Genomic DNA, 24,398 nt, shown 5'->3' on the forward strand with positions numbered 1-24,398 from the left:
ACACAGGAGAAGTCGCTTAATCATGGCTGTGAAGATCAAGCTCACCCGGCTTGGCAAGATCCGCAATCCGCAGTACCGCATCGCCGTCGCCGATGCCCGCACCCGCCGCGACGGCCGCTCGATCGAGGTCATCGGCCGCTACCACCCCAAAGAAGAGCCGAGCCTGATCGAGATCAACTCCGAGCGCGCCCAATACTGGCTGTCGGTGGGTGCTCAGCCCACGGAACCCGTCCTCAAGCTGCTCAAGATCACCGGCGACTGGCAGAAGTTCAAGGGACTTCCGGGTGCGGAGGGACGGCTGAAGGTTGCCCCGCCCAAGCCCAGCAAGCTCGAGTTGTTCAACGCCGCGCTGGCTGCCGCAGAGGGCGGTCCCACCACCGAGGCCGCCAAACCGAAGAAGAAGTCGCCGGCCAAGAAGGCCGTCAAGGGTGCCCAAGAAGCCGGCGCCACCCCTGAGGCCGGTTCCGCGGCCGAGAAGACAGAAGCGCCTGCCGAGGGTGCCGAACAATCCGAGCCGACCGAAAGTTGACCGGCGCCATGAGCACCGTGGTAGTCGACGCTGTCGAACACCTGGTCCGCGGGATCGTGGACAATCCCGACGATGTGCGGGTGGATATGGTGACCAGCCGTCGTGGACGAACGGTGGAGGTTCACGTGCATCCCGACGACCTGGGCAAGGTGATCGGCCGCGGGGGGCGTACCGCGACCGCGCTGCGCACGCTGGTTGCCGGTATCGGCGGCCGGGGCATCCGCGTCGACGTGGTGGACACCGACCAGTAGCTGAGTCCATGCTCATGGAGCGCCCATGGAGCTGGTAGTCGGGCGTGTGGTGAAGGCGCACGGTATCAGCGGCGAACTCGTCGTCGAAGTCCGCACCGACGATCCGGACATCCGGTTCGCCCCCGGAACGCTGTTGCGCGCCAAGAGTTCCCGCGACCCGGGCCAGGGGCGCAGCTATGTGATCGACAGCGTGCGCGACCATGGCGTGCGGCTCCTCGTGCGTTTGGCCGGTGTCACCGACCGTGATGCGGCCGACGCGTTGCGCGGCAGCGTGTTCGTCATCGACTCCGCCGATCTGCCGCCGATCGGGGAGGCCGACACCTACTACGACCACCAGCTGGAGGGTCTGCGAGTCCGCACGTCGACGGGCCAGGACGTCGGCGTCGTCGCCGAGGTGCTACACACCGCTGCCGGCGAGCTATTGGCGGTGCGGCGTGCGGCAGGCAGCCAGAAGGGCGAGGTATTGGTGCCGTTCGTCCGCGCCATCGTCACTTCGGTGTCGCTGGAGGACGGTGTGCTGCAGATCGATCCACCAGACGGCTTGTTGGATCTGGGCTAGCAAGAGGCCTATCGATATGAAAATCGACATAGTCACCATCTTCCCCGGCTACCTGGATCCGCTGCGGCAGTCGTTGCCGGGCAAGGCAATTGCGTCAGGGCTGGTCGACTTGCAGGTGCACGACCTACGGCGGTGGACGCACGACGTGCACCGCTCGGTGGACGATACGCCGTACGGCGGCGGCCCGGGAATGGTGATGAAGGCGCCGGTATGGGGGGCGGCGCTCGACGAAATATGTTCTGCCGGAACGCTTTTAGTAGTTCCCACGCCCGCTGGTGCGCTGTTCGACCAGGCTACCGCGCAGCGTTGGAGCGCTGAGCAGCACCTGGTGTTCGCCTGCGGCCGTTACGAGGGCATCGACCAACGAGTCATCGAGGATGCCGCCCGGCGGATGCGCGTGGCAGAGGTCTCGATCGGCGACTACGTACTACCCGGTGGCGAGTCGGCGGCCGTGGTCATGATCGAAACCGTACTGCGGCTGCTGGCCGGAGTCCTGGGCAATCCCGATTCCGTCCAGCTTGATTCGCACTCGCCAGGTCTGGAGGGGCTGCTGGAGGGCCCCAGCTACACCAGGCCACCGAGTTGGCGTGGTCTGGACGTGCCTGAGGTCCTGCTCTCCGGTGACCACGCCCGCATTGCCGCCTGGCGACGGCAGGTCGCGCTGCAGCGCACTCGCGAGCGGCGACCCGAACTGGCCCCACCAGACTGAGACCCCACCGAGCTGAGGCTGCCGAGCAGCCGCAGACTCGCACACGGGAAGCCGCAGCTATGCGATTGTGTGTCTGCTCGCGCCCCCAGCGAATGCCCGAGCGCCGGAGCGGATCAGATACGGCCGTTGGGGAAGATCGTCCTGACGGCTTGGGTGATGGTTTCGCGCGCGGTGGCCTCGTCGGAAGCTTGCAGCGACTCGATCACCATGATGTAGCGGCGGTCAGAGCCCACCACACCGGTCGACAGGTGCATCCAGCTCGCCCCGATACAGCACATCCAGCCTTGTTTGACCGCGACCGGCTCCGCGTACAACCCGTCGGGAATGCCGAACCGCTGGGGGTAGCCGTCGACTCCGGTCGGGGTGGACCGGGCCAGGTCGTTCACGATGAAGCCGGCGCGGTCCAGCGGCAGTCCACCCGTGCCGTCGAGCAGCATCTCATAGTAACGGATCAAGTCGGGTGAGGTACTGATCGTGTTCCACCAGCGCCCGTCGCTGGGCGGCATGGTCGACGTCAGGCCATATCGGGCGGCGACTTGGGTGATGGTGGCGTCGCCGCCGAGCTGATTCCAGAACCTCTCGGCGGCGCCGTCGTCGGATGACCGCAGCATGAGGTCCAGGGCCTGGTGATCGTCTGCGGTGAGGGTGAGTTTGCCCTGTGATTCCTGCAGCAGCAGCTGGTCGGCGATGAACAGCTTGGACACCGAGGCGGTCGCGATGATCGAGTTGTTGCCGTTGGAGACCAGTTGCCGGGTCGCGCGATCGAGAACGGCGACCGACAACGTGGCGCCCTTAGCCGCGGCCTCGTCGGTCGCCTGCTGGATGCGTTCCTGCACTCCGCTCAACCCGGCGCCGGGCAGCAGCGCATCCGGTGCGCCGGGCGGGGCGATCGCCCGCAACAACAGCTCGACGAGCTGCTGTTGCGGCTGGGCGGGGTAATGCGACGCGCTGTGATCAGGCGTGCTGTATGCCTTCGCCTGTACCTTTGCCTCACACGCCGCAACCACGACCAATGCCACCGCCGCCGCGGCGGTCAGCATCGTAAGCGGCCGTGCTCGCATCCTTCTCCTCTTGCATCTTCCGGCATCGCGAAGACGTGCAGGTGGGCGGCCGCATTGCCATGTGCCCGGGCATCACGCAAAAGTGCGGGTCCGACTCATGCGGTTTGACCCCGTTCATATGTACCATTCGCCGGTGCTTGCTGGCGGGCGTGAACCGCGCGGATTTCCTGTGATTTTCATGGCACGCACGGCGTCTGGCACAATTGACCAGTTGTCCGCGCAGGCCGAGTGTCCTCGCTTGCTGCGGTATACAGCCATAAGCCCGTATCCATCGGCTTGATAAGCGCCTCACGCCCGCGTGTCGGCGGTTCACCAGGCCGCGAACCGGAGGAAGTGTCTTTCCATGAACAGGCTGGACTTCGTCGACAAGGCGTCGCTGCGCGACGACATCCCGGCCTTCAGCCCGGGTGACACCATCAACGTGCACGTCAAGGTCATCGAGGGCGCCAAGGAGCGTATCCAGGTGTTCAAGGGCGTGGTGATCCGCCGGCAGGGCGGAGGTATCCGCGAGACGTTCACGGTGCGTAAGGAAAGCTACGGTGTCGGCGTCGAACGGACTTTCCCGGTGCATTCGCCGACCATCGACCACATCGAGGTGGTGACGCGCGGCGACGTTCGCCGCGCCAAGCTGTACTACCTGCGGGAGCTTCGCGGCAAGAAGGCCAAGATCAAGGAGAAGCGCTGACCGGCGCTGCCGTGGTGACCGGGCGGCCCCGACACGCCAGTCGCAAAGGACGCGGCGTGTGCTGGCTACGCTGATCCCGTGACCGAAACCACGGACTCCCCGTCTGAGCGCGAGCCCGGCGCTGGTCAGCCGGAATCGAAGGCGTCTGGCCCCGAATCTGACACCACCGGCGCGACAGCCCCGCCGGCCGGCGCGGCCGAGTCCGCAGAAGCCGACAACGGTCAAGCCAAGCCGGCCAAGAAGTCGACGCTGCGGGAACTTGCCACGCTGACGGTGATCGCGGTGGTGCTCTACTACGTCATGTTGACGTTCGTGGCGCGTCCTTATCTGATTCCTTCGGAATCGATGGAGCCCACCCTGCACGGGTGTTCGACCTGCGTCGGTGACCGCATTCTGGTGGATAAGCTCACCTACCGCTTCAGCTCGCCCAAACCCGGCGACGTCATCGTCTTCAGAGGACCGCCCTCGTGGAACGTTGGTTACAAGTCGATTCGCTCGAGCAATACGCTGGTGCGCTGGATGCAGAACGCGCTGTCGTTCATCGGTTTCGTGCCTCCTGACGAAAACGACCTGGTGAAACGCGTCATCGCGGTCGGTGGACAAACGGTCCAGTGCCGCTCCGACACCGGCCTGACAGTCAACGGCAAACCCCTCAAGGAGCCGTACCTCGATCCCTCCACCATGATGGCCGACCCGTCGGTCTACCCCTGCCTGGGCAGCGAGTTCGGCCCGGTGACCGTTCCGCCCGGGCGAGTGTGGGTGATGGGCGACAACCGGACCCATTCGGCGGATTCCCGCGCGCACTGTCCGATGATGTGCACCGGGGATCCCATGGCGGGCACGGTGCCGATATCCAACGTGATCGGCAAGGCCCGCTTCATCGTGTGGCCGCCGTCGCGATGGGGTGTGGTGCGGTCGGTGAACCCGCAACAAGGGCAGTAGCCATGGCTGGACTATGAATAGAACCTGGCCACCACGGACGGTGATCCGCAAAGCTGGGGGTTTGCGCACCCTGGAATCCGCACTGCACCGCAGCGGGCTGGGTCCGGTCGCAGGGGTGGACGAGGTGGGGCGCGGCGCCTGCGCCGGTCCGCTGGTGGTGGCAGCGTGCGTGCTGGGCCCGAATCGCTTGGAAAGCCTTGCCGCCCTGGATGATTCGAAGAAGCTTACCGAGAAGGCGCGGGAGAAGCTGTTTCCATTGATCTGCCGCTATGCCCTGGCCTACCACGTGGTGTTCATCCCGTCGGTCGAGGTCGACCGGCGCGGTGTGCACGTGGCCAACATCGAAGGCATGCGGCGCGCGGTCGCCGGGCTGGCGGTGCGACCCGGCTACGTGCTCAGCGACGGCTTCCGAGTGCCCGGGTTGCCCATGCCATCGCTGCCGGTGATCGGGGGCGACGCGGCGGCCGCGTGCATTGCCGCGGCCAGCGTGCTGGCGAAGGTCAGCAGAGACCGATTGATGGTCACGATGGACGCGCAGTACCCGGGATACGGTTTCGCCGAGCATAAGGGCTACAGCACACCCGCGCACACCCTCGCGCTGGCCCGGCTGGGTCCCTGCCCGGAGCATCGTTACTCCTTTATCAACGTCCGCCGGGTTGCGGACGGATCGGACGTCCGGGTGGTGGCCGAGTGCGATCCGGACCCTCCGGAAGAGCGTGGCGAAGTCCGGTGAGGAAAGATGGTGCGCGAGTTCTCGACGCGGCGACGTTTCGCGCCGTGTAGCGCTCAGGGCTCGGCGGGACCCTGGGCCGGGAAGTCAGGCATATTGGCTGGGAGAAGGACGTCTGAGCAGATGAGTGGCAGATGAGTGCAGAGGATCTCGAAAAGTACGAAACCGAGATGGAGCTCTCGCTGTACCGCGAATACAAGGACATCGTCGGCCAGTTCAGCTATGTCGTGGAAACGGAGCGACGCTTTTACCTGGCGAACAGTGTGGAGATGGTGCCGCGTAACGCCGACGGCGAGGTGTATTTCGAGCTGCGGCTGGCCGACGCCTGGGTATGGGATATGTACCGGCCCGCTCGGTTCGTCAAGCAGGTGCGGGTGGTCACCTTCAAGGACGTCAACATCGAGGAAGTCGAGAAGCCTGAGCTGCGGCTGCCTGAATAACCGCTGAATAACCGCGGTGTGGCCGCGCGGCTCTTCGGCAGAGACCGCGGATTACTGATCGTGGGGCGGCAGCTGGCCCCGGTTCTCGATTACCTTGCGCGCCACGTCCGCCAATTTGATATTCAGGCCCTGGGAATGGCGCCGTAGCACGTCGAACGCGTGGTCCTCGGTCATGTCGTGCAGCAACATCAGCATGCCGACCGCCTTGCCGATTTCGCGGTTGCTGAGCAGCCCCCGGCGCAGGCTGGCGGCGTCTTCCCCGTGGGCGATGGCGTTGACGGCCACGCTGGCGAACGACGCCAGCACCGCCGCCCGCCCGGCGGATTCGGTGTCGAAGCGGTTGGGGGCATCGGCGAACAGGTTGAGTGCGGCGGCCTTGCGTTTGTCGATTTGCAGCCGGAAGCCCATGGCGCCGCGCACCGGCGTATCGGCGACCAGGGCGGCCGCGAACTTGGGCCACTGGCTGGGCGTGGTCAGGTCCGTTTCGATCTGCGGGGTTTCTTCCTCGATCGCGTCGATGCACGGGCCGTCGCCGGCGCGCCGTTCGATTTCGTCGATGCGCTGTGCCAACCGGTCGCTGGCGCCGACAGTGACGTAGCGGTCATTGGTCTTGACCAGCATGCTGGCGTGGTCGCAGCCGGGAACGATCAATGTCGCCGCGACACAGATGGCGGCGTAGATTTCGGACGGATTTGCCCCTTGATAGATGATCTCGGCCAAGGCGGAAAAGACGGTGGCCGGATCGGCCATCGTCGCGCCCGATGTCGAGCCCTGGGAGCTGCGCTTCGGTGCGCCCGCCACGTCCCTCCCTCACATCAGCCGCCGAGACCCCCGCCCCGGCGTGCTGGCCGTAGACTACCGGCCGCGGTTATCTGCTCAGGCTCCGACAGCACGTTCCAACTCTTTCAGCGATGTCTCCAGGTGGCCCAGCATGCGCTGCAGATGTGGCACGCTGCGTCTGCACCCGACGAGCCCGAAGTCCAGATTACCGGCGTTGTTGGTGACCGTGATGTTCATTGCCTGACCGTCGAGGGCGATGGACAGCGGATAATTGCCGACCAGCTGTGCGCCCCGCCAATACAGTGGTTCGGCGGCACCCGGCACATTCGAGATGACGATGTTGAATGGTGGCGGAGCGGTGGCAACGAACCCGGGAATCAGGCCGAAGACCAGACCGCCGGTGAGGAAAACCGACAATGCCAGCTGCTGGACGCGGGGCAGCTGGCTGAACACTTCCTTGTTGTCGCGCATCGACTGGTTGATGGCGTACAGACGCACCGCGGGGTCCTCGACATGGGTACTGAGGTTGCACAAGACCGTGCCCACCATGTTTCCGCCGCGCTCGGCGTCGCCTTCCTTTCGCAGGCTCACCGGGACCATGGCGATCAGCGGCGTGTCGGGCAGTGCGTGCTGGTCGATCAGATAGGCGCGCAGGGCGCCGGCCGACATGGCCAGCACGACGTCGTTGACGGTCACGTCGGCGGCGTTCTTGACCGCCTTGATTCGATCCAGCGACCATGACTGTGCCGCGACCCGCCGCGCGCCGCCGATCCGGACGTTGAACATGGTCTTGGGAGCCCGGAACGGCAGCGTGAGTTGCTGCTCCAGCAAGCCGGCACGTGCCAATGACAGCGTCGACGGCGCCAGGGCCGCCGCCGATCCGACCGTCTGGGTGAGCAGCTTAAGCGGTGAAGATTTCCGGCCGGTGTTGGTGCGTTCTCGCGGCTTCAGCGTCCACGGCACCCGGATCTCGTCGTCGTCGGGGTCTGTGGTCAATGCCCGCTGCATCAACTTCTGCGCCGACACACCGTCTTGCAGGGAATGGTGGAACTTGACGTAGACCGCGTAGCGGCCGTCGTTGAGGCCTTCCACCAGATGTGCTTCCCACAGCGGCCGGTGCCGGTCGAGCAGGCTGCCGTGCAGCCGCGAGGCCAGCTCCAGCAGCTCGCGTACCCGGCCCGGCCGAGGCAACGCGGACCGGCGAAAGTGGTAGTCGAGTTCGACGTTCTTGTCGAAAGTCCACGCAAGATTGGTGACAGCGCTGAAGAACGCCGGATGCTTGCGGAACATCGGCTGGATATCGGTGCACTGAAGCATGGCTTCGTAGGCTTCGGTGACGAAGTTTTCGTCAGCATGCTCGGGCGGCTGGAAGAGTTGCAGGGCCCCGACGTGCATCGGATGTTCGCGCGATTCGCCGAGCAGGAACATCGAATCGGTCGGTGTTATCAGCTTCATATCCGTCTCCCGCGGTAGGCCTGTACACGCGGGATAGCCACCCGCAGCGTGTGGCACACATTAGTCGGACATCAGCCGGACCGGTCGAGCGTTTGGGCGCCGGCGTCACGGGGGAATCCGAGGTCATGGGAGTTACCGTCGCCGTTACCGGGCCGACCGGAGAGATCGGCATCTCGGCGGTGACGGCGCTCGAGCGAGAACCCGCGGTGGAGAAGATTGTCGGGATGGCGCGCCGGCCGTTCGACCCGGCAGTGCACGGATGGACGAAAACCGTTTATCAGCAGGGCGACATCCTAGATCGCGACATGGTGGACGCGTTGGTCGCACGGGCCGATGTGGTAGTCCACCTGGCGTTCATCATCATGGGCTCACGCGCGGAGAGTGCCCGGGTCAACCTGGAGGGCACCCGAAACGTGTTCGAGGCCACGGTTGCCGCGCGACGGCCGCGGCGGCTGGTCTATACGTCCTCGGTGGCCGCATATGGCTACCACTCCGACAACCCGGTACCACTGACCGAGGACACGCCCGCCCGCGGATCGCCCGAGCACTACTACTCCGAGCAGAAGGCGGCCTGCGAGGCTGAACTGGCCGAAATCACCAAAGGCTCGTCACTGCAGGTGTTCGTCCTGCGGCCATGCATCGTCGCCGGACCCGAGGCTCACGCGTTGGCCGAGGCGATGCCATGCAACCAGCTGCCGGCCCCGGTGCGGGCGTTGAGCAAGGCGCTACCGATGTTGAAGCCGATCGTGCCCGATCCCGGTTTTCCGCTGCAGCTGGTGCACCACGACGACGTCGCGGCCGCTATTGCGTTGGCTGCCACCGCTCCGGTACCGCCGGGGGCATACAACATCGCGGCCGACGGCACGGTGACGGTGACGGACGTGGCCAAGGCGCTGGGCGGGCGCCCGGTACGGGTGCCCGCCGCCGCGGCCTCGGCGGCTTCGGCGGCAATCTCGCGATTGCCGTTGGTCCCTTCGCTGTTCGAATGGCTGCATGTCGCACGAACCTCGGTGGTGATGGACACCACCAAGGCCAAACGCGACCTCGGTTGGCGCCCGACGCACTCCTCGGCGGAGACCTTGGCGGCGCTGGCGTCCGCCGTCTGACGCCGGTTGGCGGGGGCGACGGCCGTGGATCGGGTACGTTGAGGCCGTGTTTGCGCGCTCGGCCGCGGCGTCAGCGGAACCTGAAATGGCCCGGTGAGGCGCGTAACGGCACGCCGGCGGGTTAAGCGCTTCGCCGCCGATCAAGTGGGCACCCGACCGGAAACCCTGGTGGTCGAGGAGCCGCTGGAGATTCGCGTCGATGGTGTGCCGGTGACCGTGACCATGCGCACGCCTGGCTCGGATTTCGAACTGGCGCAAGGGTTTTTGCTTACCGAAGGCGTGATTGCCGGTCGCGCCGATGTGCTGACGGTTCGGTACTGCGATGGCCGCGGTGCGGATCGGGTGAACACCTACAACGTTCTCGACGTGACGCTGGCACCCGGGGTGCGCCGGCCCGACCTCGACGTCACCCGCAACTTCTACACCACCTCGTCGTGCGGCGTATGCGGCAAGGCTTCTCTGGAAGCGGTGCGGCTGATCAGCCAGTTCTCGCCGGGTGACGATCCCGCCACCGTCACCGTCGCGACCCTGAAGGCGATGCCCGGCCGACTTCGCGCTGCCCAAAAAGTGTTCGCCCGCACCGGCGGGCTGCACGCCGCGGCGTTATTCGGCGTGGACGGCACCATGTTTGCCGTGCGCGAAGACATCGGCCGGCACAACGCGGTCGACAAGGTCATCGGCTGGGCATTGCAACAGGACCGGGTGCCGCTGGCGGCGTCGGCGCTGCTGGTCAGCGGCCGGGCATCGTTCGAGCTGACCCAGAAGGCGCTGATGGCCGGGATTCCGGTGTTGGCCGCGGTTTCCGCGCCGTCGTCGCTGGCGGTTTCGCTGGCCGAGGAGTCCGGGATCACGCTGGTGGCCTTCCTGCGGGAGGACTCGATGAACGTCTATACCCGGCCCGACCGCATCACTTAGCTGGATGTGATCGGCGTTCTTGGGGATGAACGCGCGACTGTGGATAACTGCGCCATTCCGGGGTGCCGCGGGGTCCGGTGGTGCCTTGGCTGTCGGGAGTGGCATGCAGATTGACCGGCATGACGACGCAGAGGACTTTGACGAGGGCCCAGCTTGGGGCGCTGGGTGAGCAACTGGCCGTGGACCATCTGACCGGTCTGGGGTTGCGGATCTTGAATCGCAACTGGCGCTGCCGGTACGGCGAACTCGATGTGATCGCCTGCGATCCGGGCGCCCGGTCGGTGGTGTTTGTCGAGGTCAAGACCCGCACCGGCGACGGCTATGGCGGGTTGGCGCACGCGGTGACCCAGCCGAAGGTTCGCCGACTCCGTCGGCTGGCCGGGCTGTGGTTGGCCGGGCAGGACCAACGCTGGGCCGCGGTCCGCATCGATGTGATCGGGGTGCGGATCGGCCGGCGGCGGGTACCGGAGCTCACCCACCTCAAGGGGATCGGCTGATGGCGCTGGGACGTGCGTTTTCGGTGGCGGTGTGCGCGCTGGACGGCCAAATCGTGGAGATCGAAGCCGACATCACGTCAGGACTGCCGGGTACACATCTGGTGGGTTTGCCCGACGCGGCCCTGCAGGAGTCGCGCGACCGGGTCCGTGCCGCGGTGACCAATTGCGGAAAAAGCTGGCCCCAGGCGCGGCTGACGCTCGCGCTGTCGCCTGCGACGCTGCCGAAGATGGGATCGGTCTACGACCTGGCCCTGGCGGCCGCGGTGCTGTCGGCGCAGCGCAAGAATCCGTGGCACCGCCTGGAGAAGACCGTGCTGTTGGGGGAGTTGTCGTTGGACGGTCGGGTCCGGGCGGTGCGTGGCGTGCTGCCTGCCGTGCTGGCCGCCAAGCGCGACGGCTGGCCGGCCGTCGTTGTTCCGGCGGACAACCTCGCTGAAGCCTGCCTGGTGGATGGTATCGACGTGCGGGGTGTCCATAGCCTGGGCCAATTGAAGAGCTGGCTGAACGGTTCAGGCGGTTTGGGCGAAAGGGTCGCGCCGGCAGCCATTGTCGAGCAGCGGTCGGCTGATCTGGCCGATGTCGTGGGCCAATCGCAAGCGCGGTTCGCGGTCGAGGTGGCCGCGGCCGGCGGCCACCACGTCATGTTGACCGGCCCGCCTGGTGTGGGCAAAACCATGCTGGCGCAACGTCTTCCGGGATTGCTGCCGCCGTTGTCGGACAGCGAGTCGCTGGAGGTCACCGCGATCCACTCGGTGGCCGGCCTGCTGTCGGGGAACACGCCGTTGATCACCCGGCCGCCGTTCGTGGCGCCGCATCACAGTTCCAGCGTGGCGGCCCTGGTCGGCGGGGGTTCGGGGATGGCCCGTCCGGGAGCGGTCAGCCGGGCCCATCGCGGCGTGTTGTTCTTGGACGAGTGCGCCGAGATCAGCGTGAGCGCGCTGGAGGCACTGCGAACTCCCTTGGAGGACGGCGAGATTCGCCTCGCCCGGCGCGACGGCGTGGCGTGCTACCCGGCCCGGTTTCAACTCGTGCTGGCCGCCAACCCGTGCCCGTGTGCGCCGGCGGATCCGGCGGACTGCATCTGCGCGGCCGCCGTCAAGAGGCGTTATCTGGGGAAGCTGTCCGGACCATTGCTGGACCGGGAGGACCTGAGGGTGCAGATGCATCCGGTGCGGGCGGGGGCGATGTCGGCCGTCGACGGGGAGCCGACCTCGCAGGTTCGCGGTCGCGTGGCGGCCGCTCGAGACGCCGCCGCGCAGCGGTGGCGACCGCATGGCTTCGCCACCAACGCCGAGGTCAGCGGACCGTTGCTGCGGCGCAAATTCCGGCCCGGCAATGCGGCGATGGAGCCGCTGCGCAAGGCCCTGGACCGTGGATTGCTGAGCATTCGCGGCGTGGATCGCACGTTGCGGGTCGCGTGGAGTTTGGCCGACTTGGCCGGGCGAGTCTCGCCGAGCCTCGAGGATGTCGCCACCGCGCTGAGCTTTCGGCAACCGGGAGTCTTGCGATGACTGCAGTGGCCGACGTGCTGGGGGCCTGGGCCTACCTGTCCCGAGTGGCAGAGCCGCCCTGTGCGGAACTCGCCGCCCTGGTGCGCTGTGTCGGCCCGTTGGAGGCGGCAGATCGGGTGCGGCGCGGGCACGTCGACGGCGACTTGGCGCGCCACACCCAGGCCAGGCGCGGAATCGACCGCGCGGCAGCAGACCTCGAACTGCTCATGCGCCGCGGCGGACGACTGATCACGCCCGACGACGACGAGTGGCCGGTGCTCGCCTTTGCCGCGTTCGGTGGCTCTGCAGCGCGCGCCAAGCCGTACAGCGGAGCGCCGATGGTGTTGTGGGCACGGGGCCCCGCGCGTCTTGACGAGGTGGTGTCGCGCGCCGCCGCTATCGTCGGAACCCGGGCCGCGACTGCCTACGGCGAGCACATCGCGGCAGATCTGGCCGCTGGCTTAACCGAGCGTGACGTTGCCGTCATCTCCGGCGGCGCGTACGGCATCGACGGCGCGGCCCACCGCGCGGCGCTCAATTGCGACGGCACCACCGTCGCCGTGCTGGCCGCTGGGATCGACGTCCCGTATCCGGCTGGGCATTCGTCGCTGTTGCACCGCATCGGCGAGCACGGGCTGCTGATCACCGAATACCCGCCCGGTGCGCGTCCGGCCCGCTACCGGTTTCTGACCCGCAACCGGCTGGTGGCCGCCGTCGCGGGAGCGGCGGTGGTGGTGGAAGCGGGCCTGCGCAGCGGTGCGGCCAACACCGCGGCCTGGGCCCGGGCGTTGGGCCGTGCGGTGGGGGCGGTCCCCGGGCCGGTAACGTCGTCGGCTTCGGCCGGCTGCCATGTGCTGCTGCACGACGGCGCGGAGTTGATCACCCGAGTCGACGACATTGTCGAGCTGGTCGGTCACATGGGTGAGCTGGCCGCCGAACAGCCGCGGCCCAGCACTCTCTTCGACGGCCTGAGCGAGGCCGAACGGCGGGTATACGAAGCGTTGCCCGGCCGCGGCGCCGCGACTGTCGACGAGATCGCCGCCGCATCGGGGCTGCTGGCCGAGCAGGTTCTGGGACAGCTGGCGATCCTCGAGGTGACTGGGCTGGCTCGGCGCGACGAGGGCCGGTGGCGCATCGTCCGTGGCGATCGGTCCCGGGCGGGTTCCTCGGGCCGGCTCGTATAGTCGACGAAGGGTCGGGTTTGGACAGGAGGATACGTGGCAGGTCGACCACTGCACACCTTCGATGTCGTTGGCACCCGGCAACTCGCGCCGCATCTGGTCCGGGTGCGGCTGGGCGGCAGCGGCTTCGACACATTCGTTCCCAACGATTTCACCGACTCCTACGTCAAGCTGGTGTTCGTCGCCGACGATGTCGATGTTGCGGAACTGCCCCGGCCGCTGACCCTGGACAGCTTTGCCGGTCTTCCGCCCGCCAAGCAGCCCTCGGTACGCACCATCACCGTCCGCCGAGTTGACACCGCGGCGCGCGAAATCGCGATCGACATCGTGGTGCACGGCGAACACGGGGTGGCCGGTCCGTGGGCGGCTGCGGTTGCACCCGGTCAGCCGATGTACCTGATGGGGCCGGGCGGAGCTTACGCACCTGATCCGGCCGCCGACTGGCATCTGCTGGCCGGCGACGAATCCGCGCTGCCGGCCATCGCCGCCGCGCTGGAAGCGTTGCCCGCCAAAGCAATTGGCCAGGCCTTCATCGAAGTGGCCGGCCCCGACGACGAGATCGAATTGATTTCACCGCAGTCGGTCGACGTGCACTGGGTCTACCGCGGCGGTCGTGCGGATCTGGTTCCCGAGGACCGTGCGGGCGATCACGCACCACTGATCGAGGCGGTTACCACCGCGCAGTGGCTGCCAGGTCAGGTACAGGTGTTCATCCATGGTGAGGCGCAAGCCGTTATGCACAACTTGCGGCCCTACATTCGCAAAGAGCGCGGCGTGGAAGCCAAATGGGCGTCATCGATCTCCGGTTACTGGCGGCGCGGACGTACCGAAGAGACCTTCCGGCAATGGAAGAAGGAACTGGCTGAGGCCGAAGCCGGCGGATGAACGCCGGCTGGCATTCTCATCCCATGGCATACCGGCCCCACTTCGGTGACTACCAGAACGAGATCTATTTCCAGGGCCTGGCCGGGGTGGTGCCGCCGCTGCCGATGGTGTTCGCGGAGTTGGAGGCCAAGGCCGGGGTGGCACTACCGCCGTCGGTGTGGTCCTACGTCGCCGGGGGAGCGGGCGACGAGCGTACCCAGCGGGCTAACCGCGAGGCCTTCGATCGCTGGGGTTTGGTGCCGCGGATGTTCGTCGGCGCCGCCAAGCGCGACCTGTCCGTCGAGATGTTCGGCCTGACCTTGCCGTCGCCGCTGTTCATGGCGCCGATCGGGGTCATCGGGTTGTGCGCCCAGGATGGGCACGGCGACTTGGCCGCCGCACGCGCGGCGGCCCGCACCGGCGTCCCGATGGTCGCATCGACACTCACGGTCGACCCCATGGAAGACGTCGCTGCCGCGTTCGGTGATACGCCCGGGTTCTTTCAGCTGTACACGCCGACCGACCGCGAGTTGGCCGCCAGCTTGGTACGCCGCGCCGAAGCGGCCGGCTTCAAAGGCATCGTCGTCACCCTCGACACCTGGGTCACCGGCTGGCGGCCGCGCGACCTCAGCACGGCGAATTTCCCGCAGCTGCGTGGTTACTGCCTGGCCAACTACACCAGCGACCCGGTTTTTCGCGCCGGCCTGCCGCGCCCGCCGGAAGAGGACCGGCAGGGTGCGGTGCTGCGCTGGGCGCAGGTCTTCGGGCAGCCGCTTTGCTGGGACGACCTCAGCTGGCTGCGTTCGCTGACCGAACTTCCGCTGATCGTCAAGGGCATCTGCCACCCCGATGACGCCCGGCGTGCCAGGGACGGCGGCGTCGACGGCATCTACTGCTCCAACCACGGCGGTCGGCAAGCCAACGGCGGGCTGCCCGCGCTGGACTGTTTGCCGGCCGTTGTCGAGGCCGCCGACGGGCTGCCGGTGCTGTTCGACTCGGGGATTCGCAGCGGCGCCGACGTCATCAAGGCGCTCGCGATGGGCGCGACTGCCGTCGGCGTCGGCCGCCCCTACGCCTACGGTCTGGCGCTGGGCGGAGCCGACGGCATTGTGCACGTGTTGCGCATGATGCTTGCCGAAGCCGACCTGATCATGGCCGTCGACGGTTACCCGACGCGCAAAGATCTCACCCCGGACACACTGCGGCGCGTCAACTGAAACGCCGCGCCGGGTCTGCGACGGTGGGGGCGTGTCGGATAAGCACCACGCAATCCTCGAGGAGTTCGACGACTACCTGGCGCTGCAATGCGGACGGTCGGCGCACACCCGCCGGGCATACCTGAGCGACCTGCGGTCGCTGTTCGCCTTTCTGGCCGACCGCGGATCGGCGCTGGAATCACTGAGCCTGCCGCTGTTGCGGGCATGGTTGGCCAGCGCATCCGGCGCCGGAGCCGCACGCACCACGCTGGCCCGGCGCACCTCGGCGGTCAAGGCATTCACGGCATGGGCGCTCCGGCGCGGATTGTTGACCGGCGACCCGGCCGCCCGGTTGCAGGTTCCGAAAGCCCACCGCACGTTGCCCGCCGTGCTGCGTCAGGATCAGGCGCTGGCGGCGATGACGGCCGCGAAATCCGGCGCCAAGCAGGGTGATCCGCTGGCCCTGCGGGACCGGTTGATCGTCGAATTGCTCTATGCCACCGGAATTCGGGTGAGCGAGCTGTGCGGCCTGGACATCGACGACGTCGACACCGGGCATCGGGTGGTGCGGGTGCTCGGTAAGGGCAACAAGCAGCGCACCGTGCCCTACGGGCGGCCCGCCGCTGAGTCGTTGCAAGCCTGGCTGGCCAACGGCCGTCCCGCGCTCGTCACGGCCGAGTCTGGGCCGGCCCTACTGCTGGGAGCGCGGGGACGGCGGCTCGACGTGCGGCAGGCGCGCACTGTGGTGCACCAGACCGTCGCCGCGGTGAACGGCGCGCCTGATATCGGGCCGCACGGGCTGCGGCACAGTGCAGCCACACACCTCCTCGAAGGCGGTGCCGACCTGCGGGTTGTCCAGGAGTTGCTGGGCCATTCCAGTCTGGCCACCACGCAGCTGTATACCCATGTCGCGGTAAACCGGCTGCGGGCGGTGCACGATCAGGCCCATCCCCGGGCCTAACCCGGCTCCTCGGCGGGCGCGACAGTCCGTATGTCGGTCCCAGGTCACGCTGATCACACCCGCCTCAACAGCCTCTAGGTCCGGTGGGGTGTCCGAGGTGCCCACCTCACTCGGAAATTCATGGTGACCACGAATGCGGCTGGTCAACGATGTCCTCTTGCGCAGCCTTGGATGCCTGGCTCTGTTTTCGGCACACCTTGGCGGCGTTTTCGGCATGCCGATACCGCACCTTGGCTCAAACCGCTCGTGATGGCAGGCGTTCGGGAGAGGCCTCAGGTGCTCACCGTTATCGGCTGGCATGCCGCCCTATCGAGTGAGCAGTGACGGCTTTGACTGTCCATGTAGGGCGGGCACATCCCACGATCGGCCGCCGTGACGGCACACTCGACGCCATCAGTGCACAGTCGGCGCCGCCAGCGCACAGTCGACGCCGTCGGCCACCGACCCCACCGCACCAGCATGCGACCTCCATCTCCCCCACACCGGGGCACAGCCCCACGACCGACCGCTAATAGCGACAAGAGACACCACCCCGCTCTCTTGGCCAGGCACGGCAGTCGACCTCGATCCGCTAAAGCCACAAACAGTGCCGCCCAAGCCGGAGACTCCTGTGGCTACCGCTACGGGTGTGGCGCTTGCTGACCGCTAGCCGCCAACACAAGAACTCAGCCCGTCAGCGGCTTGAGCCTTATCGGTGTTGATGCCACCAAACCCAGTGGGTCGACATAGTCGGCACGCGAAGCCGGGCCCCACATGGCACCCCAATGCAGGCACGCCAGAGCAGCGCAGCCGGGATGGCCGGCCTGCACGGTCCCCAGCACCGTCTGCGCCGTCACCAGCTGACCGGCCCGGACCATCGCGCGCACCGGTTCGTAGCTGGTACGCAAGCCGCCCGGATGAGCTAAAGAAACGACCGGCCGCCCCGCCAGCAATCCGGCGAAGACAACCGTCGCGCTGCCGGGTGCGTACACGGGCTGACCCGGAGCAGCGGCCAGGTCCACACCGCGGTGTCCGGGATGCCAGTTCGGCGCGGGCGCGTCATAGCCGCGCACCACGGCGGGACGCGGCCGCAACGGCCACTCCAGCCGAAAATCGTCTGCAACCGCCGGCGAGGCACTGGCCAGCGTCCAGCACAGGATCAGCACCAACCGTCGCACCGGCTCAGTGAAGCGCCACGCCAACCGGGGTACCAGTCACCGCTGACGGTTCTGGGGAGTACGCCCCGGCTGGGGAAAGCCATCAGCGCGCGCGGTGTAAACTGCTGCACGCAGCTCGCATCAGTGGGCTGACTTCGCGCGTCTGCACGGCGACTCCCGTTGTTCAGGAATTCGCCCCGCGTGCTGGGCGGTCCCGTAACAGGGTCCGGCATCGCAGCAGCCGCCAGGGCCCGGCGTCACCCGATGCCGAGCAAGCAACCGACAACAAAGGAATACCGGCAATGGCCGTAGTCACCATGAAGCAGCTGCTTGACAGCGGCACCCACTTCGGGCACCAGACCCGTCGCTGGAATCCCAAGATGAAGCGGTTCATCTTCACCGACCGCAACGGCATCTACATCATCGACCTACAGCAGACCCTGACGTTCATCGACAAGGCGTACGAGTTCGTCAAAGAAACCGTCGCCCACGGCGGCACGGTGCTGTTCGTCGGGACCAAAAAGCAGGCGCAGGAGTCCGTCGCCGCCGAAGCCACCCGCGTCGGCATGCCGTACGTGAACCAGCGCTGGCTGGGCGGCATGCTCACCAACTTCTCCACCGTGCACAAGCGGTTGCAGCGCCTCAAAGAGCTCGAGGCGATGGAGCAGACCGGCGGCTTCGAGGGCCGAACCAAAAAGGAAATCCTGGGCCTGACCCGGGAGAAGAACAAGCTGGAGCGGTCCCTGGGCGGGATCAGGGACATGGCCAAGGTGCCCTCGGCGGTCTGGGTCGTCGACACCAACAAGGAACACATCGCCGTCGGCGAGGCCCGCAAACTCGGAATCCCGGTGATCGCGATCCTGGACACCAACTGCGACCCCGACGAGGTCGACTACCCGATCCCGGGCAACGACGACGCGATCCGTTCGGCCGCGCTGCTGACCAAGGTGATCGCCTCCGCGGTTGCCGAGGGCCTGCAAGCCCGTGCCGGGCTGGGCCGCGGCGACGGCAAGCCCGAGGCTTCGGACTCGCTGGCCGCCGAGCCGCTCGCCGAATGGGAGCAGGAGCTGCTGGCCTCGGCAACGACTCCGGTGACCGCCGGGGCTGGCGACCCGACGCCCGAAACCTCCACCGAATCAACGACTGATCCCTCATAGGAAGGCTGATCATTGGCGAACTTCACCGCGGCCGACGTCAAGCGGCTTCGTGAGCTCACCGGTTCCGGCATGCTGGACTGCAAGAACGCGCTGGCCGAAGCCGACGGCGACTTCGACAAGGCCGTCGAGGCGCTCCGGATCAAGGGCGCCAAGGACGTCGGCAAGCGAGCCGAGCGCGCCACCGCCGAGGGCCTGGTCGCGGCCAAGGAGGGCGTGCTCATCGAACTGAATTGCGAGACCGACTTCGTCGCCAAGAACGCGGAATTCCAGGCGCTGGCCGATCAGATCGTGGCGGCGGCCGTGTCGTCGAAAGCCGCCGACGTCGACGCGCTCAAGGCGGCTCAAGCGGGTGACAAGAACGTCGAGCAGGCAATCGGCGAGCTGTCGGCCAAGATCGGCGAGAAGCTCGAATTGCGCCGGGTGGCGAACTTCGACGGCACCGTCGAGACCTACCTGCACCGGCGTTCGGCCGATCTGCCGCCGGCGGTGGGTGTGCTGGTCGAGTACCAGGGTGGCGACAAAGATGCCGCTCACGCCGTTGCGCTGCAGATAGCCGCGCTCAAGGCGCGCTACCTGTCGCGCGACGATGTGCCCGAGGACGTCGTGGCTACCGAACGCCGCATCGCCGAGGAGACCGCGAAAGCGGAGGGCAAGCCGGAGCAAGCGCTGCCCAAGATCGTCGAAGGCCGGCTGACCGGTTTCTTCAAGGACGCCGTCCTGCTCGAGCAGCCATCGGTGTCCGACAACAAGAAGTCGATCAAGGCCCTGCTGGAGGAAGCCGGGGTCACGGTGACCCGATTCGTCCGGTTCGAGGTAGGCCAGGCTTAGCAACAGCCCATGACCCGCATCCACGCTTTCGGTGACGACGCGCTGGGCGATCTCGACGCCGTCGCTCTTGCCGAGGCCATCCGGTCCGGTCAGGTCGACCGGGCCGAGCTGGCCGAGGCTGCGATCGCGCGAAGCCAAGCCGTCAACCCCAAGCTCAACGCGGTGGCATATGAGGCCTTCGACAGGGCGCGCGACGCGGCCCGGCGGGGGACGACCAACGGCTTTTTCGGCGGCGTACCCAGCTATATCAAGGACAATGTCGACGTCAGCGGGCTGCCGACGATGCGGGGCACCGATGCGTGGACACCGCACCGGGCGGGCGCCGACAGTGAGATCACCCGAGTGCTGCTGTCCACAGGTCTCATCTCGCTGGGCAAGACCCAGATGTCGGAGTTCGGGTTCAGCGCTGCCGCCGAACACCCGCGGCTGGGACCCGTCCGCAACCCTTGGCATACCGACCACACGGCGGGCGCCTCGTCATCGGGCTCGGGAGCATTGGTCGCCGCCGGGGTGGTGCCCATCGCGCACGCCAACGACGGCGGCGGCTCCATCCGCATACCAGCCTCCTGCAACGGCCTGGTGGGGCTCAAGCCGTCGCGCGGCCGGCTACCCATCGATCCACAGTTGCGGCGGCTGCCCATCCGGATCGTTGCCAACGGTGTGCTGACCCGCTCGGTGCGCGACACGGCCGTCTTCTATCGAGAGGCCGAGCGCCTCTGGCGGTCCAAGCTGCCTCCGGTGGGAGATGTGAGCAGCCCGGGTAAGCGACGACTGAAGATTGCCGTGATCACGCGCTCGGTGCATGTGGAGGCCAGTCCCGAAGTCCGCGACCTGACGCTGAAGGCGGCCGGGTTGCTCGAAGAGCTCGGTCACCATGTCGAACACGTCGACCAACCGCCGGTGCCGTCCAGTTTCACCGAGGACTTTGTGCTGTATTGGGGTCTGATGGCGCTGGGGCAGGTGCGCACCGGACGGCTCACGTTCGGCAAGACGTTCGACCCGACCCGGCTGGACAGCCTGACTCTGGGTCTGGCCCGTAATGCCCGCCGCAATTTTCATCTGCTCCCGGCCGCGATCCTCCGGCTGCGCGGAGTCCGGCGGCACACCGCGCAATTCTTCGGTACCTACGATGCCGTGCTCACGCCTACCGTCGCCGATGCGCCGCCGCGCATCGGCTATCTCGCTCCCACCGACTATCAGCAGGTCATGGACCGGATGGCCGATTGGGTGGCATTCACGCCGCTACAGAACGTCACCGGGGAGCCGGCGATTTCGCTGCCGGTGGCGCAGTCCGCGAACGGGCTGCCGGTGGGAATGATGCTGGCGGCCGACCTGGGGCGAGAGGACCGGCTGTTGGAGCTGGCCTATGAACTCGAAGAGGCTCGTCCCTGGGCGCGGATCCAAGCCCCCAACTAGCCGAGCAACCAGGACAGATCGAAGCCGAGCCCTTATCGGTCCGGCGAATGTGTGGATCCGGCTTCGGATGATCGGCGCGGCCGAAAGCGCGCTTTGGCACCCATCGGTGGGATTGCCAGGGCCTGACTCGGGGTAATCGACGTCCAGATCCGAACCGTTGAGGAGCGATCGTGGGCGATGCGACCGAAGTCAGCAGCGGCGTGGCCGAGCGGGCCCGGCGGGAAGCCGACACCTATCGCGGCGACAATCCGCGTCCACTGGGCGGTTACCTGATGGTCCTCGCCATCTACGGTGCGGTGGTCGGGCTTACCGCCGTCGTCGCCGCGGCCACCGGTAAAAGGCTGCCGGAGCGCTGGCGGGCGCAGGATCTTTTCACGGTCACCGTCGGTACCCACAAGTTGTCCCGCTCGCTGACCAAGGATGCGGTCACCAGCCCGTTGCGGGCGCCGTTCGCCCACCACGCCGGCACCGGTGGTCCCGCCGAGGTGAACGAGGAAGTCCGGGAAGATAGCGCGCTGCGCCACAGCCTCGGGGAGCTCCTGACCTGCCCCTTCTGTCTGGACATGTGGGTCGCCACTGCCCTGGTGATCGGGCTGATTTTCGCGCCGAGGTTCACCCGTTTAGTCGCGGGCACCTTCACCGCGCTGGCCGGCGCCGACTTCCTGCAGCTGGCCTACGCGACGGCCCAGCAGGCAGCCGAGGGCTGAGAAAAGGAGGAGATCCAATGCCGAAGACGACCAAGGGCGGCAAGCCGAAGAAGAGCGAGCTGCCCAGCACGCTGCAGCGCTCCAACGCCAAGGCGCAACGCACCTTCACCAAAGCCCATGATGCCGCCGCTGAGGAGTACGGCAGCGAGCAACGTGCGCACCGGGTGGCCTACGCCGCACTCAAGCACAGCTTCGAAAAAGTCGGCGACCATTGGGAGCCCAAGAAAAAGAAGGGCCCGTCGGACGAACTTGCCAAAGGCGGTGGTCCGCGCAACACCGGCCGCTCAGCGGAGGGCGTCGATGCCAACGCCAGCAAAAAGCACCTACTCGACGTCGCGCGGCGCCTTGATGTGCACGGCAGGTCGACGATGACCAAATCGGAGCTGGTCGACGCGATCAAGAAGCACAATCGCCGTGTCCGGGGCAAGTAAGCGGTTACCTCAGTTTGTCGGTGAAACCGGTCTCTGGTGGGTGCTGAGCGCCGGGGTTTGGCTGGCCACGCTGAGCGCGCGCACGCCAGCGGAACTGACGGTGATGGCCGGGTGCACGCTGCCGGTCGCGGTGCTGGCGCGGTCGGCTCGACGCGCCAACGCCGGCCGCTGGCAGTTCCGGATCGGCTGGCTGGGGTGGTTGGCGACGGCGGCGCGCGACGTCGTGCCACAGGCTGTTGGCGTGTGGGCACATCGGTTCACCAAGCGCTCCGCGACCATCAGGGCATTGCGCTTGCCCGACGAGACCCGGCCGGTGGCCGCGGCACGGCGGGCGACGGCGGTTCTGACACTTGCGACGACACCGGAAACCGTCGTGCTGCAATGTGATCCAAGCAAACAGTCGGTGCTTGTGCATTGCACACGGGTGCACCCGGGCCGGCTCGAGATGGCGGTGCAGCGGTGAACGCGGGGGAACTGGCGGTGCTGCTGTTACTGGTCGGGGCTTTCGTGCCGGGTGTGTTGATGTCCTCTCGCGGCCTGCCGCACCACAGGCTGGTGGGACTCGAGTTCGCCAGTCTGGCCGCGGTGATGGCGCTGACAGTGTATTGCGTTGCTTGGCAACGAGATTCGACTCTTATCGTCCCACTGGCGTTGGCTCTGGTATCGCTGCCGAGCGCGCTGGTCTACACCCGGCTTCTTGCCCGCAAGAGATGAACGCCCAGTCGATCGGTTGGGCCGTGGTGTTCGCCGGCGTTGCGGCGGTGGCGTTCAGCGCGGTTGCCGCAGCGCTGCGGGCTCGGGTGCTCGACCGTCTGCACCTGCTGACCGCCGCGACGTCGGTCGGCGTGCCGCTCATCGGCGCGGGACTGATCATTGTGCGGGGCTGGACTCAGGCCTCGGCGATGCTCGTCGCAATCAGCGTCGTGGTCCTGCTGACCGCGCCGGTGGTCTCGGCCGCGACGGCCCGACTTGCGGCCGAGCATGACGGCCTGATTGACGAGACCTCACCGCGATGACCGCGCTTGTCGTGGTGGTCGTGACGCTGGTCGGCGTCACCGGAACCGTCGTCGCGCTGACCGGGGCACCCGACCGCCAGGCCATCGGATTGTCGGTGTTCGGCCTGGCTCTCACGCTGATGTTCGTGGTGCTGCAGGCCCCCGATGTCGCGTTGTCGCAGCTGGCGATCGGCGGAGTCGTGGTGCCGCTGATGGTGATGCTCACCATCCGGGCGGTACACCGGCAGGCCGACAAGCGCGATGGCGAGGAGGCCGGGCAGTGACCCGCGGCATCCGGACGGTGGTTTTCGTCGTCGGTGCGATGGGCCTGGCGGCGTGGCTGTGGATCGGCTTGGCGAAGTTACCGGGTTTCGGGCACAACCACCATCCGTACCGGGATTTGGCTGTGGCAGCCGCACTTTCACGGGCCACCGGCAACGCGGTCGCCTCGGTCAACTTCGACCAACGGGCGTTGGACACCCTGGTAGAGGAAACCATCCTGCTGGCGTCGGTCACCGGCGTGATGACCCTGCTGCGCCCGGCCGTCGAAGAACGCGAATACCGGCCGCCGCAACACGACACTGTGTTGGACGCGACGCGGCTGGTCGGCTATCTGATGCTGCCGGTGACCCTGGCGCTCGGTCTCGACCTGATTGTGCATGGTCACCTCACCCCGGGCGGCGGGTTCCAGGGCGGTGTGGTGTTGGCTGCCGGTTTGCACCTGCTCTATGTCACCGGAAGTTTCCGGGCGCTGGATCGGCTGCGGCCGGTCAACGTCTTCGACATCGGGGAAGCGTTGGGAGCGGCCGGATTTGTGGTGATCGGGCTGGTCGGCTTACTGGTCGGTGGGGTGTTCCTGCGCAACCTGTTGCCGACCGGCACGCTGGGCAACCTGTTTTCCGGGGGTTCGGTGGCGCCGCTCAACGTCGCCGTGGGTGTCGAGGTGGCCTGCGGGATGACGGTCCTGCTGGCACAATTCCTGGCCCAGGAGATCACCATCGTCACCAAGGATTCTGGCCGGTGAGCGTCTACCCCTATTGTGTCGCCGGCTGGCTGGTGTTGATCGGTGCGTTCGGTATTGTTCGCAGTCGCAACCTGATTCACGCGGTGGTGTGCCTGTCGGTGGCCCAGTCAGGCACCTATGTGCTGCTCTTGGCGGTCGGATTCCAGCGCGGCGCCGCCCCGCCGATCTTCACCGGGTCCAACGTGCCGCCGCCGGCACAGGTGGTAGACCCCGTGGTGCAGGCGATGACGCTGACCGACATCGTCATCCAGGCGACCGTCACCGCCTTGCTGTTGGCGCTTGCCATCCAGATCCACAAGCGGCACGGCACGCTGAACCCCGATGAGCTCTCCGCGCTGAGGGGCTGAGCGACA

Annotated in this window: 29 protein-coding genes and 2 pseudogenes; 27 read left to right on the top strand and 4 right to left on the bottom strand. The window is 67.1% G+C overall.

The genetic code is table 11. The annotated features are described in order from the left end of the window. Positions 1-22 precede the first annotated feature (22 nt). Genes rpsP through trmD form a run of 4 tightly spaced genes read left to right on the top strand, consistent with a single transcriptional unit; the run spans position 23 to position 2,048 of the window. Entirely contained in the window at positions 23-529 is a 507-nt protein-coding gene (rpsP, locus tag BST40_RS11265) for a 30S ribosomal protein S16 (protein ID WP_075548609.1), read from the top strand. Positions 530-537: 8 nt separating this feature from the next. Further along, positions 538-780, top strand: coding sequence for an RNA-binding protein (locus BST40_RS11270; RefSeq protein ID WP_003878715.1), 243 nt, complete (start codon positions 538-540; stop codon positions 778-780). Between the two features lie 25 nt (positions 781-805). After that, on the top strand, positions 806-1,339 hold the full coding sequence (gene rimM, locus BST40_RS11275) for a ribosome maturation factor RimM (protein ID WP_083154269.1): 534 nt from the start codon (positions 806-808) through the stop codon (positions 1,337-1,339). 16 nt (positions 1,340-1,355) lie between these two features. Further along, entirely contained in the window at positions 1,356-2,048 is a 693-nt protein-coding gene (trmD, locus tag BST40_RS11280) for a tRNA (guanosine(37)-N1)-methyltransferase TrmD (RefSeq protein ID WP_075548607.1), read from the top strand. Between the two features lie 113 nt (positions 2,049-2,161). Here the strand turns inward: trmD and BST40_RS11285 are convergent, their stop codons facing one another. Then, positions 2,162-3,109 (bottom strand): serine hydrolase, encoded by a 948-nt coding sequence (locus BST40_RS11285; RefSeq protein ID WP_075548606.1) that lies wholly within the window; start codon positions 3,107-3,109, stop codon positions 2,162-2,164. Between the two features lie 343 nt (positions 3,110-3,452). Here BST40_RS11285 and rplS point away from each other — a divergent pair, with 343 nt between their 5' ends. From rplS to BST40_RS11305, 4 genes and pseudogenes are all read left to right on the top strand, one after another. After that, positions 3,453-3,794 carry a 50S ribosomal protein L19 gene (rplS, locus tag BST40_RS11290; RefSeq protein ID WP_075548605.1) on the top strand — a complete coding sequence of 114 codons (342 nt, stop codon included), beginning with the start codon at positions 3,453-3,455 and terminating at the stop codon, positions 3,792-3,794. 78 nt (positions 3,795-3,872) lie between these two features. Then, on the top strand, positions 3,873-4,736 hold the full coding sequence (lepB, locus tag BST40_RS11295; protein ID WP_075548604.1) for a signal peptidase I: 864 nt from the start codon (positions 3,873-3,875) through the stop codon (positions 4,734-4,736). 13 nt (positions 4,737-4,749) lie between these two features. After that, positions 4,750-5,491, top strand: a pseudogene (locus BST40_RS11300) (ribonuclease HII); the annotation flags it as partial. Between the two features lie 109 nt (positions 5,492-5,600). Further along, positions 5,601-5,906 carry a DUF2469 domain-containing protein gene (locus BST40_RS11305; protein ID WP_012393608.1) on the top strand — a complete coding sequence of 102 codons (306 nt, stop codon included), beginning with the start codon at positions 5,601-5,603 and terminating at the stop codon, positions 5,904-5,906. Between the two features lie 51 nt (positions 5,907-5,957). Here BST40_RS11305 and BST40_RS11310 read toward each other — a convergent pair whose 3' ends face one another. Both BST40_RS11310 and BST40_RS11315 read right to left on the bottom strand, forming a co-directional pair. Then, a complete protein-coding gene (locus tag BST40_RS11310) occupies positions 5,958-6,656 on the bottom strand; it encodes a GAF and ANTAR domain-containing protein (RefSeq protein ID WP_075548602.1) in 699 nt (232 codons plus the stop codon). Positions 6,657-6,782: 126 nt separating this feature from the next. After that, positions 6,783-8,141, bottom strand: a complete 1,359-nt coding sequence (locus tag BST40_RS11315; protein ID WP_075548601.1) for a WS/DGAT/MGAT family O-acyltransferase — start codon at positions 8,139-8,141, stop codon at positions 6,783-6,785. A gap of 125 nt (positions 8,142-8,266) precedes the next feature. Between BST40_RS11315 and BST40_RS11320 the strand changes: the two genes are divergently transcribed. The 8 genes from BST40_RS11320 (at position 8,267) to BST40_RS11355 (ending at position 16,351) form a co-directional block, all read left to right on the top strand. Next, a complete protein-coding gene (locus BST40_RS11320) occupies positions 8,267-9,247 on the top strand; it encodes an NAD-dependent epimerase/dehydratase family protein (RefSeq protein WP_083154290.1) in 981 nt (326 codons plus the stop codon). Positions 9,248-9,340: 93 nt separating this feature from the next. After that, positions 9,341-10,162 (top strand): formate dehydrogenase accessory sulfurtransferase FdhD, encoded by an 822-nt coding sequence (gene fdhD, locus BST40_RS11325; protein ID WP_083028232.1) that lies wholly within the window; start codon positions 9,341-9,343, stop codon positions 10,160-10,162. A gap of 119 nt (positions 10,163-10,281) precedes the next feature. Continuing rightward, the gene (locus tag BST40_RS11330; protein WP_075548599.1) at positions 10,282-10,659 is read left to right on the top strand and encodes a YraN family protein; all 378 of its coding nucleotides are present in this window, start codon (positions 10,282-10,284) and stop codon (positions 10,657-10,659) included. Beyond that, complete coding sequence (locus BST40_RS11335; RefSeq protein ID WP_083154271.1) at positions 10,659-12,170, top strand: YifB family Mg chelatase-like AAA ATPase; 1,512 nt, start codon at positions 10,659-10,661, stop codon at positions 12,168-12,170. The genes BST40_RS11330 and BST40_RS11335 overlap by 1 nt, the downstream gene beginning before the upstream one ends. Further along, the gene (dprA, locus tag BST40_RS11340) at positions 12,167-13,333 is read left to right on the top strand and encodes a DNA-processing protein DprA (RefSeq protein WP_075548597.1); all 1,167 of its coding nucleotides are present in this window, start codon (positions 12,167-12,169) and stop codon (positions 13,331-13,333) included. The genes BST40_RS11335 and dprA overlap by 4 nt, the downstream gene beginning before the upstream one ends. A gap of 33 nt (positions 13,334-13,366) precedes the next feature. Further along, entirely contained in the window at positions 13,367-14,215 is an 849-nt protein-coding gene (locus tag BST40_RS11345; RefSeq protein WP_083154273.1) for a siderophore-interacting protein, read from the top strand. 23 nt (positions 14,216-14,238) lie between these two features. Then, positions 14,239-15,411, top strand: a complete 1,173-nt coding sequence (locus BST40_RS11350; RefSeq protein WP_075548625.1) for a lactate 2-monooxygenase — start codon at positions 14,239-14,241, stop codon at positions 15,409-15,411. Positions 15,412-15,442: 31 nt separating this feature from the next. Continuing rightward, positions 15,443-16,351 (top strand): tyrosine recombinase XerC, encoded by a 909-nt coding sequence (locus BST40_RS11355; protein ID WP_083154275.1) that lies wholly within the window; start codon positions 15,443-15,445, stop codon positions 16,349-16,351. 671 nt (positions 16,352-17,022) lie between these two features. On the opposite strand, the pseudogene BST40_RS11360 reads toward BST40_RS11355, so the two are convergent. Beyond that, positions 17,023-17,544, bottom strand: a pseudogene (locus BST40_RS11360) (M23 family metallopeptidase); the annotation flags it as partial. A gap of 245 nt (positions 17,545-17,789) precedes the next feature. Between BST40_RS11360 and rpsB the strand changes: the two are divergent. The 11 genes from rpsB to BST40_RS11415 all read left to right on the top strand — a co-directional run bounded on the left by rpsB (position 17,790) and on the right by BST40_RS11415 (position 24,392). Beyond that, positions 17,790-18,644 (top strand): 30S ribosomal protein S2, encoded by an 855-nt coding sequence (gene rpsB / locus BST40_RS11365; RefSeq protein WP_083154277.1) that lies wholly within the window; start codon positions 17,790-17,792, stop codon positions 18,642-18,644. A 12-nt stretch (positions 18,645-18,656) separates the two neighbouring features. Continuing rightward, entirely contained in the window at positions 18,657-19,472 is an 816-nt protein-coding gene (gene tsf, locus BST40_RS11370; RefSeq protein WP_075548079.1) for a translation elongation factor Ts, read from the top strand. A 9-nt stretch (positions 19,473-19,481) separates the two neighbouring features. Beyond that, entirely contained in the window at positions 19,482-20,888 is a 1,407-nt protein-coding gene (locus BST40_RS11375; RefSeq protein WP_075548080.1) for an amidase, read from the top strand. A 170-nt stretch (positions 20,889-21,058) separates the two neighbouring features. After that, on the top strand, positions 21,059-21,595 hold the full coding sequence (locus BST40_RS11380) for a DUF1360 domain-containing protein (RefSeq protein ID WP_083154278.1): 537 nt from the start codon (positions 21,059-21,061) through the stop codon (positions 21,593-21,595). A gap of 17 nt (positions 21,596-21,612) precedes the next feature. Beyond that, entirely contained in the window at positions 21,613-22,026 is a 414-nt protein-coding gene (locus BST40_RS11385) for a ChaB family protein (RefSeq protein WP_083154280.1), read from the top strand. Next, entirely contained in the window at positions 22,010-22,489 is a 480-nt protein-coding gene (locus BST40_RS11390) for a hypothetical protein (protein WP_075548082.1), read from the top strand. The genes BST40_RS11385 and BST40_RS11390 overlap by 17 nt, the downstream gene beginning before the upstream one ends. Continuing rightward, the gene (locus BST40_RS11395; protein WP_075548083.1) at positions 22,486-22,740 is read left to right on the top strand and encodes a hypothetical protein; all 255 of its coding nucleotides are present in this window, start codon (positions 22,486-22,488) and stop codon (positions 22,738-22,740) included. Before BST40_RS11390 ends, BST40_RS11395 begins: the two co-directional genes overlap by 4 nt. Beyond that, positions 22,737-23,042, top strand: coding sequence for a monovalent cation/H(+) antiporter subunit G (locus tag BST40_RS11400; RefSeq protein ID WP_083154283.1), 306 nt, complete (start codon positions 22,737-22,739; stop codon positions 23,040-23,042). The genes BST40_RS11395 and BST40_RS11400 overlap by 4 nt, the downstream gene beginning before the upstream one ends. Next, positions 23,039-23,305 carry a DUF4040 domain-containing protein gene (locus BST40_RS11405; RefSeq protein WP_083154284.1) on the top strand — a complete coding sequence of 89 codons (267 nt, stop codon included), beginning with the start codon at positions 23,039-23,041 and terminating at the stop codon, positions 23,303-23,305. The genes BST40_RS11400 and BST40_RS11405 overlap by 4 nt, the downstream gene beginning before the upstream one ends. After that, a complete protein-coding gene (locus BST40_RS11410) occupies positions 23,302-24,045 on the top strand; it encodes an MnhB domain-containing protein (RefSeq protein ID WP_075548085.1) in 744 nt (247 codons plus the stop codon). The genes BST40_RS11405 and BST40_RS11410 overlap by 4 nt, the downstream gene beginning before the upstream one ends. Continuing rightward, on the top strand, positions 24,042-24,392 hold the full coding sequence (locus BST40_RS11415; protein ID WP_075548086.1) for a sodium:proton antiporter: 351 nt from the start codon (positions 24,042-24,044) through the stop codon (positions 24,390-24,392). Before BST40_RS11410 ends, BST40_RS11415 begins: the two co-directional genes overlap by 4 nt. Positions 24,393-24,398 lie beyond the last annotated feature (6 nt).

The sequence above is a fragment of the Mycobacterium persicum genome (assembly GCF_002086675.1).
Classification (GTDB): Bacteria; Actinomycetota; Actinomycetes; order Mycobacteriales; family Mycobacteriaceae; genus Mycobacterium; species Mycobacterium persicum.